Genomic DNA, 15,840 nt, shown 5'->3' on the forward strand with positions numbered 1-15,840 from the left:
AAACTAATATGTTAGTTATGAATATTAAATATAATTTTAAAAAAATAGAAAATAAATGGCAGAAATATTGGAAATATAAAAATATTTTTAATAAAAAATTATTTTATAATAAAAAAAAATTTTTTATTTTAAATATGTTTCCTTATCCTTCTGGAGAAGGATTACATGTAGGCCATCCTATAGGATATATTGCATCTGATATATATGCTCGTTATAAAAAATCTAAAGGATATAATGTTATTAATCCGATAGGCTTTGACTCATTTGGATTACCCACAGAACAATATTCAATAAAAACAGGAATTCATCCTAAGATTATAACAAAAATTAATATTAAAAGATATAAATTACAATTATTAAGATTAGGTATATCTTTTAATTGGGAAAGAGAGATAAATACTAGTGATAAATCATATTATAAATGGACTCAATGGATGTTTATAAAAATGTTTAATTCTTGGTATGATAATATATTAAAAAAAGCAAGATCTATTAAAATTTTAATTAATGAATTTAATAGAAATGGAAATATTAATATTAATGCAGGTTCTCCATATAAAACAACTTTTAATGCAAATACATGGAAAAAATGTACTAATTTTGAAAAAGAAAAAATATTACAAAATTATCGTATAGCTTTTTTATCAAAAAGATCAGTCAATTGGTGTCCTGAATTAGGAACTGTATTAGCAAATGATGAAATTCAAAATAATCTAAGTAAAAGAGGAGGATATCCTGTATATAAAAAAAAAATGTTACAATGGAGTATTAGAATTAGTGCGTATTCTGAAAGACTTTTAAATGGTTTAAAAAAACTTAATTTTACTGAAAATTTAAAAAATTCTCAAATATCTTGGATAGGCAAAAAATATGGTATAAAAATATTTTTTACATTAGAAAAAAATAAAAATATAAAATTAGAAATTTTTACAACCAAACCTTATACTATATTTGGGGTAACCTTTATAATTCTACCATTAGAAAGTTCTTTTTTAAAAAGAAAAAATATAAAAAATTTTGTTGATAAAAGAAAATTTAATGAAGTAGAAAAATATATTTTAAATATAAAAAGTAAAAATATATTAGGAGTTTTTACAGGAAATTATGTTATACATCCATTTACTAGAAAAAAAATCCCACTTTTTATAAGTTCTTATATAAAAGATGATTATAATTTAAATTCTATTATGTGTGTCCCAGCTCATGAGATTAATAGTTATAAATTTGCTATAAAGTTTAAAATAAAAATACTTGAAGTATTATATAATAAAAATATAAAAAATAACATAAAATTATTTAATAATGAAAACAGTTTCTGTATAAATTCATCATTTTTAAATGGATTAAATTTAAAAAAATCTTATAATTTTATTGTTAATTTAATAACAAAAAATAATTTTGGAAAAAAAAGTATTTCTTTTAAATTAAAAGATGCTGTCTTTGCAAGACAAAGGTATTGGGGGGAACCCATACCAATATTTTTTGAAAAAAAAATACCTAAAATAATAAATAAATTACCTTTATTATTACCATATATTGATACATATTTACCAAATAATAATGGAAATTCTCCCTTAACTCAAGCAAAATTTTGGGCTTGGGATAAAAAAAATAAAAAAATAGTATCTACATCTTTAATAAATTATAAAAATATTTTACCTTTAGAAACTAACACTATGCCTAGTTGGGCGGGATCTAGTTGGTATTATTTACGATATATGGATCCTAATAATAAATATTTTTTTGTTAAAAAAAAAAAAGAAACATATTGGAAATATGTTGATCTTTATATAGGAGGAATAGAACATGCTACAGGTCATTTAATTTATGCAAGATTTTGGCATAAATTTTTAAAAGATTATAATTTTGTTAGTTCAGAAGAACCTTTTAAAAAAATTATTAATCAAGGAATGATTTTAGGTAATTCTGCTATTATTTATTGTAATAATAAAAAAAAAGAATATATTACATCTAGTAATTTAGATTTTAAAGAAAAAAAAAAATTACAAAAAATTAATATAGATATAAAATATATTAAAGATAAGAATGAAGTGGATCTAGAAAAACTAAAAAATTTGCGTTTTGGATTTGTATATAATAATTATAAATTTATTTTAAATAATGGAAAATTTACATGTGATCGTAAAATTGAAAAAATGTCTAAATCTAAATATAATGTAGTTAATCCAGATTTTATTTATGATAAATATGGTGCTGATACTTTACGTATATATGAAATGTTTTTAGGACCATTAGAAAAATCTAAAATATGGGATATAAAAAGTATAAATGGAATTTATAATTTTTTAAAAAAATTTTGGAATTTTTTTCATATAAAAGGGAAATTTTATATAGATGAAAAAACTCCTTCTATAGAAGAATTAAAAATTTTAAATAAAATGATAAATAAAATAAAAAATAATATATTAGATTATAATTTTAATATACCTATAAGTGAATTTATGATAACTTTAAACAAGTTAATAGAAATAAAATGTTATAAAAGAAAAATATTAGAACCAATAACAATTTTATTTAGTTTTTATGCGCCACATTTTTCTGAAGAAATTTGGTATAAATTAGGTAAAAAAAAATCTATATATTTTGCTAAATTCCCATATTTTGATATTAATTCTATTTTAGAAGATGAATTTAATTATCCAGTAACATTTAATGGAAAATTTCGTTTTAAAAAAAAATTTAAAATAAATGAAAAAATAAATATGATTGAATATAAAATAATAAATAATAAAAAAACTCTATTTTATTTAAAAGAAAAAAAACCAAAAAAAATAATAATTATATTAAATAAAATAATTAATATTGTTTTTTAACATTTAAGTATATGAAAAATAAAAAAAAAAAATTTCATCTTTTTAAATGTGTAGAATTTTTTTTTTATAAAGCAGCTAGAATAATGAATTTAGAACCAGGTCTACTTGAGCAAATAAAATCTTGTCATTATGTATATTGTATGCGTTTTCCAATTTTATTAAAAAATAAAATAAAAATTATAGAAGCTTATAGGGCGCAACATTCTCATCATAAATTACCCTGTAAAGGGGGGGTCAGATTTAGTCCTTTAGTTACTAAAAATGAGGTAATGGGATTAGCTGCACTTATGACATATAAATGTGCTATAGTAAATGTTCCCTTTGGAGGGGCTAAAGGTGGAATAAAAATAGATTCAAATAAAATTTCTTTTAAAGAGAAAGAAAAAATAATACGTAGATATACAGCAGAATTAATAAAAAAAAATTTTATAGGTCCAGGAATAGATGTTCCTGCTCCAGATTATGGAACTGGAGAAAAAGAAATGAGTTGGATATTAGATACTTTTTTATCTTTAGTTCCAGGAAACTTAGATGGATTAGCTTGTGTTACTGGTAAACCTATTTCACAAGGAGGAATTAGAGGAAGAAAAGATGCTACTAGTTTAGGAGTTCTTTTTGGATTAAGAGAATTATGTAATTTAAAAGAGATCCTAAAACCGATAGGATTAGATTTAGGATTGCAAGGTAAAAAAATCATTATACAAGGATTAGGAAATGTAGGTTATCATACGGCGAAATTTCTTGAAAGAAATGATTGTATTATTGTAGCTTTAGCTGAAAAAGAAGGAGCCATTTATAATCCTAAAGGATTAAATATATCAAAAGTTATGGACTATTTCAAAGAAAAAAAAACTCTTTTAAATTTTCCGGGAGCCAAAACTCTTAAAAATAGTTCATCTGCATTAGAACTAGAATGTGATATTTTAATTCCAGCAGCAATAGAAAATGTTATTAACATAAATAATGCCCATCGTATAAAAGCAAAAATTATAGGAGAAGCTGCTAATGGTCCATTAACAAATTATGCTAATGAAATATTATTAAAAAAAGGGGTAATAATTATTCCAGATATTTATTTAAATGCAGGTGGAGTAACTGTTTCTTATTTTGAATGGTTAAAAAATATTAGTCATGTACGTTATGGTCGTATTGAAAAACGTTTTCAAGAAAAAATAAATATTTCAATTGTTAATTATATAGAAAAATTAAGTAAAAAAAAAATAAACTCTAAAGAAAGAAAAATAATATTAAATGGACCTAATGAAATAGATTTAGTCCGTAGTGGACTTGAAGATACGATGATTAGTGCTTTTAATGAATTAATAATGATAAAAAATAAAAAAAAAATAGTAGATTTTCGTACCGCTGCATATTTTTTAGCAATTGAAAAAATTGAAAATTCTTATAAAGAATTAGGAATATTTCCTTAATAAAATAAATTTTTTAATTAAAAAAAAACTATGATAAGAGAGTCTCATGATTATTTAATCAAACTTTGTACGCAAGTAAGAAGAGATATATTAAGAATGGTCCATTTAGCGAATTCTGGCCATCCAGGTGGTTCAATGGGATGTACGGAATATTTTGTTGCTTTATATAAAGTAATTATGAATTATGATTCTAAAAATTTTAATATAGAAGGCAAAAATGAAGATTTATTTTTTCTTTCTAATGGTCATATTTCTCCTGTATATTATAGTATATTATCAAGATGTAATTTTTTTCCATTGAAAGAATTAAATTCTTTTAGAAAAATTAATTCTCGTTTACAAGGACATCCAACTCCATATGAAGGATTACCAGGTATACGTATTTCATCAGGATCATTAGGGCAAGGTATGTCAGTTGCTATAGGAGCAGCGATAGCTAAAAAACTTAATGGAGAGTCTACTGTAATTTATAGTTTACATGGTGATGGAGAACTTAATGAAGGTCAAATATGGGAAGCCGTTTTATATGCTGGAGCTAAAAAAATAGATAACTATATAGCAACTATAGATAATAATGGTCAACAAATAGATGGGACTACAGATGATGTATTAAATTTAGGAAATATTAAATCTAAATTTGAATCTTTTGGGTGGATTGTATTAGAAGAAAATGAAGGAAATAATTTAATAAATGTTATTAATATAATTAAATATGCTAAAAATTATATTAATAAAGGTAAACCTATATTGATAATTTTAAAAACGAAAATGGGGAATGGAGTAGATTTTATGAGTAAAGATAATTCTTGGCATGGAAAAGCTCCTTCTTATGAAGAATTACAAAAAGCTTTAATACAACTTCCCCAAACATTAGTAGATTTTTGAAAAAAAATGAAATTATATAAAAATAAAGGAATGAGAGAAACTCGTTCTGGATTTGGAGATGCATTATTAAAATTAGGTGAAAAAAATAGTAGAATAGTAGCATTATGTGCTGATCTGACTAATTCATTATCAATGACAAAATTCTCTAAAATTTTTACAAAAAGATTTTTTCAAATAGGCATTTCAGAAGCTAATATGATGGGAATAGCAGCTGGCCTTACTATTGGTAATTATATTCCTTTTACTGGAACATTTGCAAATTTTTCTACCGCTCGTGTTTATGATCAAATACGTCAATCAATTGTATATTCTAATAAAAATGTAAAAATATGTGCATCTCATTCGGGTTTATCTTTAGGAGAGGATGGTGCTACTCATCAAAGTTTAGAAGATATAGGTATGATGAAAATGTTACCAGGTTTAGTAGTTATAAATACTTGTGATTATAATCAAACATATACTGCTACATTAGCTATATCAAAATATATAGGACCTGTATATTTAAGATTCGGTAGACCAGCAGTACCTAATTTTACTAGTAAGAAGAAAAAATTTAAAATAGGAAAAGCCATTATACTTAATAAAGGAGAAGATGTAACTATAGTATCTACAGGTCATTTAGTATGGGAATCATTAGAAGCCGCTAAAATTTTAGAAAATGAAGGAATTTCATGTGAAATTATTAATATTCATACTATAAAACCATTAGATGAAAAATCTATACTTAAATCAGTATCAAAAACTAAATGTATAGTTACTGCAGAAGAACATAATTATTGGGGGGGATTAGGAGAAAGTATAGCAAGATTATTAAGCTTACATAATCCTTGTTTACAAGAAATAGTAGCTGTAAATGATACTTTTGGAGAAAGTGGTAAACCATTTGATTTAATGAAAAAATATTTTTTAAATAAAGAATCTATAATAAAAAAAGTAAAAAAAATTTTAAAAAAAAAAAAAAAAATGTACTGATGGTATCTTAGCTCAGTTGGTAGAGCAACGGACTGAAAATCCGTGTGTCCCCGGTTCAATTCCGGGAGATACCACAAAATAAAAAATTTTGTATATAAAAGAAAAACTAAAATTAAATAGTTATTTATCAAAATCTGGCATTTCTTCTAGAAGAAATGCAGATAATTTAATTAAATCAGGAAAGATAAAAGTTAATGGAAAAATTATAAAAAAATTAGGATATATAATATATCCTAATGATATTGTTAAATATAAATATAAAATACTTTATCCTGAAAAAAAAATATATTTAATATTAAATAAACCTAAAGGTTATGTATCATCTATGAAAAAACAAGATAATAATAATATTGTTTTGGATTTAATAAAAATTAATTATAAAATATTTTCTATTGGAAGATTAGATCTAGAAACAAGTGGTGTCTTGTTATTTACAAATGATGGATATTTATCTAATAAATTAACACATCCAAAATTTAATATAAAAAAAATATATCATGTTGTTTTAAATAAACAAATTAATAATAAAGATTTATTAAAAATAAAAAATTTTTTTTCTTTTAAAGAAGGAAAAATAAAAATTGATAATATTTCTTATATAAAAAAATTACCTAAAAATAATATTAAATTAGAAATCCATATTGGTTGGAATAAAATAGTAAAGAGAATATTTCATTTTATGAAATATAAAGTTTTATATTTAAAAAGAATTAATTTTGGAGGAATTACTATAAAAGGATTAAAAATAGGAGAATATAGATATTTAAAAAAAAATGAAATTTTATTATTAAAAAATTTATAATTTTTTGAAAAAAAAAAAAAATTACTTTATTTACAATAAAAAAGTAAAATGGTGTCCAGGATGTGGAAATTTTTCTATTTTAAAACAGATTAAATCTCTTTTATCAGAAATAGGTGTTAAAAAAGAAAAAATTGTTTTTGTATCCGGGATAGGTTGTTCTTCTAGATTACCCTATTATTTAAATACATTTGGAATCCATGGAATTCATGGAAGAGCTCCTTCTATTGCAACAGGTATAAAATTATCAAATCCAAATTTGAGTGTATGGATTATTACAGGAGATGGAGATGGATTATCTATAGGAGTGAATCATCTTCTTCATTTATTTAGAAGAAATATAAATGTTAATATATTATTATTTAATAATAAAATATATGGATTAACAAAAGGACAATATTCTCCAACATCTTCTTTTGGGAAAAAAACTAAATATTCTCCTTTAGGAACTATTGAAAGACCTTTTAATACTTTATCATTAGCTTTAGGATCTGGTGCTACTTTTGTAGCACGTAGTATAGATATAAATACTAAACATTTAAAAAAAATGCTTATAGAAAGTAATAACCATAAAGGAACTTCTTTTTTAGAAATATATCAAAATTGTAATATATTTAATAATGGAGTTTTTTCTTCTTTTTCAAAGAAAAAACAAAAATCTCTATATTTAGAGCCAAATAAACCTTTATTATTTGGAACTAAATGTATTATATTAAATAATAATAAAATAAAAATTAAATTATATAATAAGTATATAAATAACAAATTATGGATACATGATATATATAATATAAATAAAGCATTTTTTTTATCATATTTTTTTTATGAAAAAAAATATAAATCATTTCCATGTCCTTTTGGAGTTATATATAAAAAAAATATATATACTTATGAGAAAATTTTTAATAAAAAAAATTATAATTTAAAAAAAATATCTTTAGATAAAATTTTATCAGGTAAAAAATAATATTTAAATATGTTAAAAGTTTCTTTTATAAAAAAGAATAAAAAAAAAATTTTTTTGGGATTAAAAAAACGTAATTACTATAAATTTTATATAATTAATTATATATTAATTCTTAATAAAGAAAGTAAAAAACTAAAATTTAAATTAGATAATTTAAGATATTATATTAATTTTTTTTCAAAAAAAATAGAATTTTTTTTCAAAAAATGTGAAAAAGAAAAAATAAAAATAATGATTAATTATTCTTTTTTTTTAAAAAAAAAAAGAAAAGAAAAAAATAAAAAATTAAAAAAAATAAATAATAAAATATTTGAAAATCTTATTAAGATTCCTAATATTCCTTTTGAAGAAGGTAAAAAAAAAAACAATCTATTAGATATAGATAATAAAATTTATTCTAAAAAAGAATTTTTTTTAAAAAAAAATGAAAAAATTCTTTCTCATTGGGAATTAGGTAATAAATTTAATCTTTTTAGTACAAAAATAGGATCTATTATATCTGGTAATGGATTTAATGTATTTATTAATAAAGGAGCTTTATTACAACGAAGTTTAATACAATATTTTTTAGATAAAAATATATCATCCGGATATATAGAATATGTTCTTCCATATCTTGTAAAGAAAAATTCTGTGTATGGTACAGGTCAAATTCCAGATAAAAAATCTCAAATGTATCATATAAATTATGATAATTTATATCTTATACCAACAGGAGAAGTTCCATTAATAAATATTTTTTGTAATAAAATTTTTAAAGAATCAGAATTACCTATAAAAGCAACAACTTATACTTCTTGTTTTAGAAGAGAATCAGGATCATATGGGACTAAAGTTCGTTGTTTAAATAGATTACATCAATTTGATAAAGTTGAAATTATTCAAATAAATACATGTAAAAATTCATATTTCTCATTTAATGAGATGGTTAATCATATTAAAGATTTATTAATATCATTAGATTTACCATTTAGGATAATTAAATTATGTGGAAATGATTTAGGCTTTACTTCAGCTTTAACTTATGATTTTGAGGTTTATTCTCCTGGACAAAAAAAATGGTTAGAAGTTAGTTCAGTATCAAATTGTACAAATTTTCAATCAAATAGAATTAAATTAAAATATCGTTCATATAATGGTAAAATAAAATTATGTCATACCTTAAATGGAAGTTCTTTAGCTATACCCAGAATTATATCAGCTATAATAGAAAATTATCAAACTAAAAATTATATAATAATACCTAAAGTATTGATTCCATATATGAAAATGGAAAAATTATTATAATTTTAAATAAAATTAATAAATATATATGTCAAAATATTGTGAAATAACAGGAAAAAAAAAAATTAAGGGTAATAAAGTATCACATGCAAATAATAAAATTAAACGTTTTTTTAATATAAATATAAGTAAAAAACGTTTTTTTATAAAAAAAAAAAATAAATGGATTACTTTAAAAATTACTTCTGCAGGAATAAAAATTATAAATAAAATTGGAATTGAAAGAATTTTAAAAATTAATAATATTAAATATTAAAAAATATGGCAAAAAAAAAAATAAGAATTCAAGTAATAATAGAATGTACTGAACATAAAAATAGTGGTTTATCTGGTACATCTAGATATATTACTACAAAAAATAAAAATAATAATCCAGAAAGATTAAAATTAAAAAAATATAATCCAATTTTAAATAGATATACAATACATAAAGAAATAAAATAACATGGCAAAAAAAAATAAATCTAATATTCAAAATAAAATTATAAAAAAAATGACTAAAATTTTATTTATGGTTAAAAAAAATAAAAATTATTCTTTTAAAGAAAAAATGATTAATTTTAATGATGTAAATCATTTTTTATTAAAATTAATGTAGGGTGAATGACCGGAATCGAACCGGCAACCCTTAGAACCACAATCTAATGCTCTAACCAATTGAGCTACATTCACCAATACAAATAATTATTTTATTAAAAAATTTAATTTTTTTATTAAAAACTTTATCCTTTTAGGAATAGGACATATAAAATTTTTTTTTTTTATATATATTGGATGTATATATTCTATATAATAAGCATGTAAAGCTTGATATTTTATTTTTTTTACAAAATTTTTTATAAATTTTTCTTTTTTATGGCCTACATAATTTTTATCATTAAATATTGGATGTCCAATATATTTTAAATGTACTCTAATTTGATGAGTACGTCCAGTTTCTAAAGTACATTTTAAAAGAGTAACATATTTAAATCTTTCTAACACTTTATAGTGTGTAATTGAAAATTTACCATTTTTTACATTAGTAAAAAAATTCATATATATATTTGTTTTTACACATCTTCCAATATTACAGATAATAGTTCCTTTATTTTTTTTTATATTTCCCCAAACTAAAGTAATATAGTTTCTGGTAATTTTATTACCAATAAATTGTTTTGAAATTTTTTTTTTTATATTTTTATCTTTTGCAACTAAAATTAAACCACTTGTTTCTTTATCTATTCTATGAACTAAATTAGGAATTTTTTTATAAAAATGATTAATTTTATTTTTATTTAAATAAAAATATAAACCATTTATTAGAGTATTAGACTCATTACCATTACCTGGATGAACAACTAAACCAGATTGTTTATTAATAATTAAGATGTATTCATCTTCATAAATTATATTTAATTTTAAATGATCATATATGATTTTCTTTTTTATGGAAGAAAATATAATATCAATTATATCATTTTTTTTTATTAAAAAATTTTTTTTAATTAAAATTTTATTTACATAAATATTTCCTTTTTTTATTAATTTTTGTAGAATATTTCTATTAATATTAGAAAATTTATAAAATAAATATTTATCTATTCTTATTAATTTTTCTTTATTATTTACTATAATTTTTTTTTTATCATGTTTTTTTTATTTATAATATAAATAAAATAATTATTAAAAATTGAGATTTTTTTTAGAAATATCTTATCATGGTGCATTATTTTATGGATGGCAAATTCAAAATAAAAATATTTCAGTACAAGAAACAATAGAAAAATGTTTAAGTTTTTTATTAAAAAAAAATATTAAAATTATAGGAGCAGGAAGAACAGATGCAGGGGTACATGCAATACAAATGTTTGCTCATTTTGATTTTAATCAAAATCTATTATTAATAGATAAAAATATTAAATTTAAATTAAATTATTTTTTACCTTTAAATATTAAAATAAAAAATTTTTTTTCTGTAAAAAAAAAAATTCATGCTCGTTTTAATGTTCTAAGTAGAGTTTATGAATATAGAATATTTTTAGAAAAAAATCCTTTTTATCTTGATACAAGTTGGCAATGGTTATCTAAAAAAAAAATAAAAATAAAAATTTTAAATAAAGGAGCAAAATTACTTAAAAAATATAAAGATTATAGTAGTTTTTGTAAAAACAAAAGTAATAATAAAACATATATATGTAATATTTTTTATGCAAAATGGATTTTAAAAAAAAAAAAATTATTTTTTTATATTGAAGCAAATAGATTTTTAAGGAATATGGTAAGATCTATAGTAGGAACTATAATTGAGTTAGGAATAAAAAAAATAACACTAAAAGATTTTATTAAAATAATAGAAGCTAAAAATATACATTTAGCAGGAATTTCTGCACCAGCAAAAGGTCTTTTTTTAAAAAAAATTAATTATCCAATTAATATTTATTTATTTTAATAATTTAGATCATCAATCATATAAATTTTTTTAAATTTTGTGAATCCAGTTCCTGCAGGAATTTTATTACCTACTATAACATTTTCTTTTAATCCATTTAAATAATCAGTTTTATTTTTTATAGCAGCCTCTGTTAAAACTTTTGTAGTTTCTTGAAAAGAAGCAGCAGAAATAAAAGATTTAGTTTGTAAAGCAGCTTTAGTTATACCTTGAATTATTGGTTTAGATATAGCTATATTTGTATTTCTAAATTTTAACTGTTTTTTATTTGAAAAAAATAAAAACTTATTTTCTTTTATAAGATCTTTAATATAAATTAAATCTCCTTTAACAAATTTTTTAGAATCACCTGATTCTTCTATAACTTTCATTTCTAAAATTTTTTTATTTTCTTCTATAAAAGTTTTTTTAAACTCAATATTTCCTTCTAAAAACTTAGAATCTCCTGATTTTATAATTTTTACTTTTTGCATCATTTGTCTTACTATAATTTCAAAATGTTTATCATTAATTTTAACCCCTTGTAAACGATATACTTTTTGTATTTCATTAATTAAATATTTTTGAGCAGCTTTTAATCCTTTTATATTTAAAATATCATATAGTGATATATCTCCATCTGATAAAGGCCTTCCTGCTTTGATAAAATCATTTTCTTGTACAATAATTTGTTTTGATCTTCTTATTAAATATTTCTTTTTTTTTCCTCTTTTAGATTTTATAATTATTTCTTTATTTCCTCTTTTTAATTTTCCAAAACTAACTATTCCATCTATTTCAGATATTATTGCAGAATTTGAAGGATTTCTGGCTTCAAATAATTCTGATAAACGTGGTAATCCCCCTGTTATATCTCCTGATTGAAAATATTTTCTAGGTGTTTTTATTAAAATAGTTCCTTCATTTATATAGTCTCCATCATTTACTATTAAATGTCCCCCTATAGGTAAATTATAAGTTTTTAATACTTTATTTTTTTTATTTACTATTTTTAAAGTAGGTATTATATTTTTTACTTCCAAAATAATTTTTTCTTTAAAACCAGTTTGTTCGTCTATTTGAACTTTAAAAGTAAGTCCTTTTTCAAGATTTTCATATTTTATTATTCCTGATAATTCTGCTATAATAACAGCATTATATGGATCCCAACTACATATAATTTCATCTTTTTTTAAAAATTTTTTATTATAAACAAATAATTTAGATCCATATGGAATATTTTTTTTCATTAAAACTACTCCATTTTTATTTAATAAAAAGATTTCAGATGATCTAGAAACAACTATTTTTTCCAAATTATTTTTTACTACTTTAATATCTTTATATTTTATTATTCCATCATATTTAGCTTTTATTTTTGAAGATTTATATATATTACCAGCTGTTCCTCCAACATGAAAAGTTCGAAGTGTAAGTTGTGTACCTGGTTCACCAATTGATTGTGCTGCTATTACTCCTATTGCTTCTCCTTTTTGAACCATAAAACCGTTAGCAAGATTTTTTCCATAACATTTTATACAAATTCCTGTTTTAGACTTACATGTAAGAGTAGATCTAACTTCAATACTATCTATTGAAGCTTCTGTTATCAATTTTAGTTTTTTTTTATTTATTATTTCAGATGATTTTATCAATAATTTATTATTAATAGGATTATAAACATTTTTTAAAACTATCCGACCTAAAATTCTAGATGAGAATGGTTCTATTATTTCTTCATTTTTTTTTAATGCAGATATTCTTATTCCTAAAGATGATTTACAATCATTTTCTTTTATAATTATATCTTGTGCTGAATCCACTAAACGTCTTGTTAAATATCCAGCATCTGCTGTTTTTAAAGCAGTATCAGCTAATCCTTTTCTTGCTCCATGTGTAGATATAAAATATTCTAATATAGATAATCCTTCTAAAAAATTAGATAAAATTGGATTTTCTATAATTTCTGAACCTATTAAACTTGTTTTTTGAGGTTTTGCCATTAATCCTCTCATTCCAGATAATTGACGTATTTGTTCTTTTGAACTTCTAGCTCCAGAATCTAGCATCATATAGATTGAATTAAATCCTTGTTTACTATATTGCATATAATTCATAACTTTTTCTGTTAATTTAGCATTAGTATTAGTCCATATATCAATTATTTTATTATAACGTTCATTATTAGTTATTAATCCCATATTATAATGGGATTTAACCAAATCAACTTTTTCCATAGCTTTTTTAATCATTTTTTTTTTTTCTTTTGGAATTTTTATATCATTTATATTAAAAGATAAACCTCCTTTAAATGCATGATAAAATCCTAATTCTTTTATTTCATCTAAAAATTTTGCTGTAGTAGGTATATTGGTTTTATTTAATATCTTAGAAATTATCTCTCTTAAAGATTTTTTTGTTAATAATTCATTTATATATCCTACTTGTTTTGGAACAACTATATTAAATAAAACTCGACCTACTGTCGTTTCTATAATTTTTGATATTAATTCATTGTTTTGTAACATTTTAACTTTAACTTTCATTATTGCATGAATATCTACAATTTTATTATTATAAGCTATTTCCACTTCTTCAAGAGAAGAAAAACACATACCCTCTCCTTTAATTTTTTTTTCAGGAGTAGATTTTAATTCTTTAGTCATATAATATAACCCTAATACCATATCTTGTGATGGTACTGTAATAGGATCTCCATTAGCAGGATTTAAAATATTTTGTGATGCTAACATTAATAATTTAGCTTCTAAAATGGCTTCAGTTGATAATGGAAGATGTACGGCCATTTGATCTCCATCAAAATCGGCATTAAATGCCGAACAAACTAATGGATGTAATTCTATTGCTTTTCCTTCAATAAGTTTAGGTTGAAATGATTGAATTCCTAATCTATGAAGTGTAGGTGCTCTATTTAATAAAACAGGATGACCTTTTACAAGATTTTCTAAAATATCCCAGATCATTGGATATTTTTTGTCTATAAGTCTTTTAGCTGATTTTACTGTTTTTACAATACCTCTTTCAAGAAGAATTTTAATTATAAAAGGTTTATAAATTTCAGCTGCTATATATTTAGGTAATCCACATTCATTTAATTTTAATTTTGGACCTACTACTATTACTGATCTTGCTGAATAATCTACTCTTTTACCTAAAAGATTTTGTCTAAAACGACCTTGTTTTCCTTTTAAGGAATCAGATAAAGATTTTAAGGGTCTATTAGATTCTGATTTTATTGCTGTAATTTTTCTAGAATTATCAAAAAGTGAATCTACAGATTCTTGTAACATTCTTTTTTCATTACGTAATATTATTTCAGGAGCTTTAATTTCTATTAATCTTTTTAATCTATTATTACGAATTAAAATTCTTCTATAAAAATCATTTAAATCAGAAGAAGCAAACCTTCCCCCATCTAAAGGGACTAAAGGACGTAATTCTGGAGGAATTACAGGAATAACTTTAAAAATAAGATTTGTCAATTTACCTCCTTTTTTTTCTCCTTCTTTAAAACTTTCTACTACATTTAATCTTTTGAAAGATTCAAATCTTCTTTGTTTAGATGTTTCCTTATTTGCTTGATTTTTTAAAGAAGATGATAACAGTTTTAAATCAACATTTTTTAATAATTGTTTTAAACATTCAGCTCCCATTTTAGCAATAAATTTATTTGGATCATTATTAGATAAATATTGATTTTCTTTTGGAAGATAATTTAATATAAAGAGATATTCTTCTTCAGTTAATAAACTGAATTTTTTTATATATAAATTTTTATAATCTTGTGCAATTCCTGGTTGTATTACTACATAACGTTCATAATAAATTATCAGATCCAGTTTTTTAGATGATAAACCTAAAACATATCCTATTTTATTTGGAAGAGATCTAAATCCCCATATATGTACTATAGGTACTATTAAATTAATATGGCCAATTCTGTAACGACGAACTTGTTTTTCTATTATTTCGACGCCACATCTATCGCAGATTAATCCTTTATAACGTTTTTTTTTATATTTACCACAAACACATTCAAAATCTTTTGTAGGACCAAAAATACGTTCACAAAAAAGACCATCTAATTCAGGTCTATGAGTACGATAATTTATAGTTTCTGGTTTTAAGACTTCTCCATATGAATCTTTTAAAATATCTTCAGAGGAAGAAAAACTAATAGTTACTTTTTTAAAAGAATTATCTATTATTTCATAATTCATAATTAATTTAATTTAATT

General features: G+C 21.6%; 13 protein-coding genes and 2 tRNA genes. 12 read left to right on the forward strand and 3 right to left on the reverse strand.

Translation table 11 applies throughout. The features are described from left to right. The first annotated feature begins 17 nt into the window (after window positions 1-17). The 11 genes from leuS to SMPSPU_RS01515 all read left to right on the forward strand — a co-directional run bounded on the left by leuS (window position 18) and on the right by SMPSPU_RS01515 (window position 9,769). Complete coding sequence (gene leuS, locus SMPSPU_RS00285) at window positions 18-2,834, forward strand: leucine--tRNA ligase (RefSeq protein ID WP_080774838.1); 2,817 nt, start codon at window positions 18-20, stop codon at window positions 2,832-2,834. 11 nt (window positions 2,835-2,845) lie between these two features. Next, window positions 2,846-4,264 (forward strand): Glu/Leu/Phe/Val family dehydrogenase, encoded by a 1,419-nt coding sequence (locus SMPSPU_RS00290; RefSeq protein ID WP_041093755.1) that lies wholly within the window; start codon window positions 2,846-2,848, stop codon window positions 4,262-4,264. Between the two features lie 30 nt (window positions 4,265-4,294). Further along, complete coding sequence (locus SMPSPU_RS00295) at window positions 4,295-5,149, forward strand: transketolase (protein ID WP_171815083.1); 855 nt, start codon at window positions 4,295-4,297, stop codon at window positions 5,147-5,149. Window positions 5,150-5,155: 6 nt separating this feature from the next. Continuing rightward, window positions 5,156-6,121: a transketolase family protein gene (locus tag SMPSPU_RS00300; RefSeq protein ID WP_041093756.1), complete on the forward strand. Its 966-nt coding sequence runs from the start codon at window positions 5,156-5,158 to the stop codon at window positions 6,119-6,121. Between the two features lies 1 nt (window position 6,122). Continuing rightward, a tRNA-Phe gene (locus tag SMPSPU_RS00305) sits at window positions 6,123-6,195 on the forward strand. A gap of 14 nt (window positions 6,196-6,209) precedes the next feature. After that, window positions 6,210-6,923 (forward strand): pseudouridine synthase, encoded by a 714-nt coding sequence (locus tag SMPSPU_RS00310; RefSeq protein WP_041093758.1) that lies wholly within the window; start codon window positions 6,210-6,212, stop codon window positions 6,921-6,923. 4 nt (window positions 6,924-6,927) lie between these two features. After that, window positions 6,928-7,887: a 2-oxoacid:ferredoxin oxidoreductase subunit beta gene (locus SMPSPU_RS00315; protein WP_201277728.1), complete on the forward strand. Its 960-nt coding sequence runs from the start codon at window positions 6,928-6,930 to the stop codon at window positions 7,885-7,887. A gap of 9 nt (window positions 7,888-7,896) precedes the next feature. Continuing rightward, on the forward strand, window positions 7,897-9,174 hold the full coding sequence (serS, locus tag SMPSPU_RS00320) for a serine--tRNA ligase (protein WP_041093761.1): 1,278 nt from the start codon (window positions 7,897-7,899) through the stop codon (window positions 9,172-9,174). Between the two features lie 25 nt (window positions 9,175-9,199). Then, window positions 9,200-9,427, forward strand: coding sequence for a 50S ribosomal protein L28 (gene rpmB, locus SMPSPU_RS00325; RefSeq protein ID WP_041093762.1), 228 nt, complete (start codon window positions 9,200-9,202; stop codon window positions 9,425-9,427). Window positions 9,428-9,432: 5 nt separating this feature from the next. Beyond that, window positions 9,433-9,615 carry a 50S ribosomal protein L33 gene (gene rpmG / locus SMPSPU_RS00330; RefSeq protein WP_013315524.1) on the forward strand — a complete coding sequence of 61 codons (183 nt, stop codon included), beginning with the start codon at window positions 9,433-9,435 and terminating at the stop codon, window positions 9,613-9,615. Window position 9,616: 1 nt separating this feature from the next. Beyond that, a complete protein-coding gene (locus SMPSPU_RS01515) occupies window positions 9,617-9,769 on the forward strand; it encodes a DUF4295 domain-containing protein (protein WP_101731454.1) in 153 nt (50 codons plus the stop codon). Here the strand turns inward: SMPSPU_RS01515 and SMPSPU_RS00335 are convergent. Both SMPSPU_RS00335 and SMPSPU_RS00340 read right to left on the reverse strand, forming a co-directional pair. Continuing rightward, a tRNA-His gene (locus SMPSPU_RS00335) sits at window positions 9,770-9,843 on the reverse strand. 12 nt (window positions 9,844-9,855) lie between these two features. Beyond that, window positions 9,856-10,788 carry an RluA family pseudouridine synthase gene (locus SMPSPU_RS00340; protein WP_041093764.1) on the reverse strand — a complete coding sequence of 311 codons (933 nt, stop codon included), beginning with the start codon at window positions 10,786-10,788 and terminating at the stop codon, window positions 9,856-9,858. A 55-nt stretch (window positions 10,789-10,843) separates the two neighbouring features. On the opposite strand from SMPSPU_RS00340, the gene truA reads away from it, so the two are divergent. Then, window positions 10,844-11,602: a tRNA pseudouridine(38-40) synthase TruA gene (truA, locus tag SMPSPU_RS00345; RefSeq protein ID WP_041093766.1), complete on the forward strand. Its 759-nt coding sequence runs from the start codon at window positions 10,844-10,846 to the stop codon at window positions 11,600-11,602. On the opposite strand, the gene rpoC is transcribed toward truA, so the two are convergent. After that, a complete protein-coding gene (gene rpoC, locus SMPSPU_RS00350; protein WP_041093768.1) occupies window positions 11,599-15,822 on the reverse strand; it encodes a DNA-directed RNA polymerase subunit beta' in 4,224 nt (1,407 codons plus the stop codon). The two genes, truA and rpoC, sit on opposite strands and share 4 nt — an antisense overlap. Window positions 15,823-15,840: the final 18 nt, after the last annotated feature.

The organism is Candidatus Karelsulcia muelleri PSPU, from assembly GCF_000829155.1.
Classification (GTDB): Bacteria; Bacteroidota; Bacteroidia; order Flavobacteriales; family Blattabacteriaceae; genus Karelsulcia; species Karelsulcia muelleri_A.

Excerpts from the sequence above, each read along its gene's own strand:
- leuS (WP_080774838.1), top strand. The coding sequence starts at position 18 with ATGAATATTAAATATAATTTTAAAAAAATAGAAAATAAATGGCAGAAA.
- SMPSPU_RS00290 (WP_041093755.1), top strand. The coding sequence starts at position 2,846 with ATGAAAAATAAAAAAAAAAAATTTCATCTTTTTAAATGTGTAGAATTT.
- SMPSPU_RS00295 (WP_171815083.1), top strand. The coding sequence starts at position 4,295 with ATGATAAGAGAGTCTCATGATTATTTAATCAAACTTTGTACGCAAGTA.
- SMPSPU_RS00300 (WP_041093756.1), top strand. The coding sequence starts at position 5,156 with ATGAAATTATATAAAAATAAAGGAATGAGAGAAACTCGTTCTGGATTT.
- serS (WP_041093761.1), top strand. The coding sequence starts at position 7,897 with ATGTTAAAAGTTTCTTTTATAAAAAAGAATAAAAAAAAAATTTTTTTG.
- rpmB (WP_041093762.1), top strand. The coding sequence starts at position 9,200 with ATGTCAAAATATTGTGAAATAACAGGAAAAAAAAAAATTAAGGGTAAT.
- rpmG (WP_013315524.1), top strand. The coding sequence starts at position 9,433 with ATGGCAAAAAAAAAAATAAGAATTCAAGTAATAATAGAATGTACTGAA.
- SMPSPU_RS01515 (WP_101731454.1), top strand. The coding sequence starts at position 9,617 with ATGGCAAAAAAAAATAAATCTAATATTCAAAATAAAATTATAAAAAAA.
- rpoC (WP_041093768.1), bottom strand. The coding sequence starts at position 15,822 with ATGAATTATGAAATAATAGATAATTCTTTTAAAAAAGTAACTATTAGT.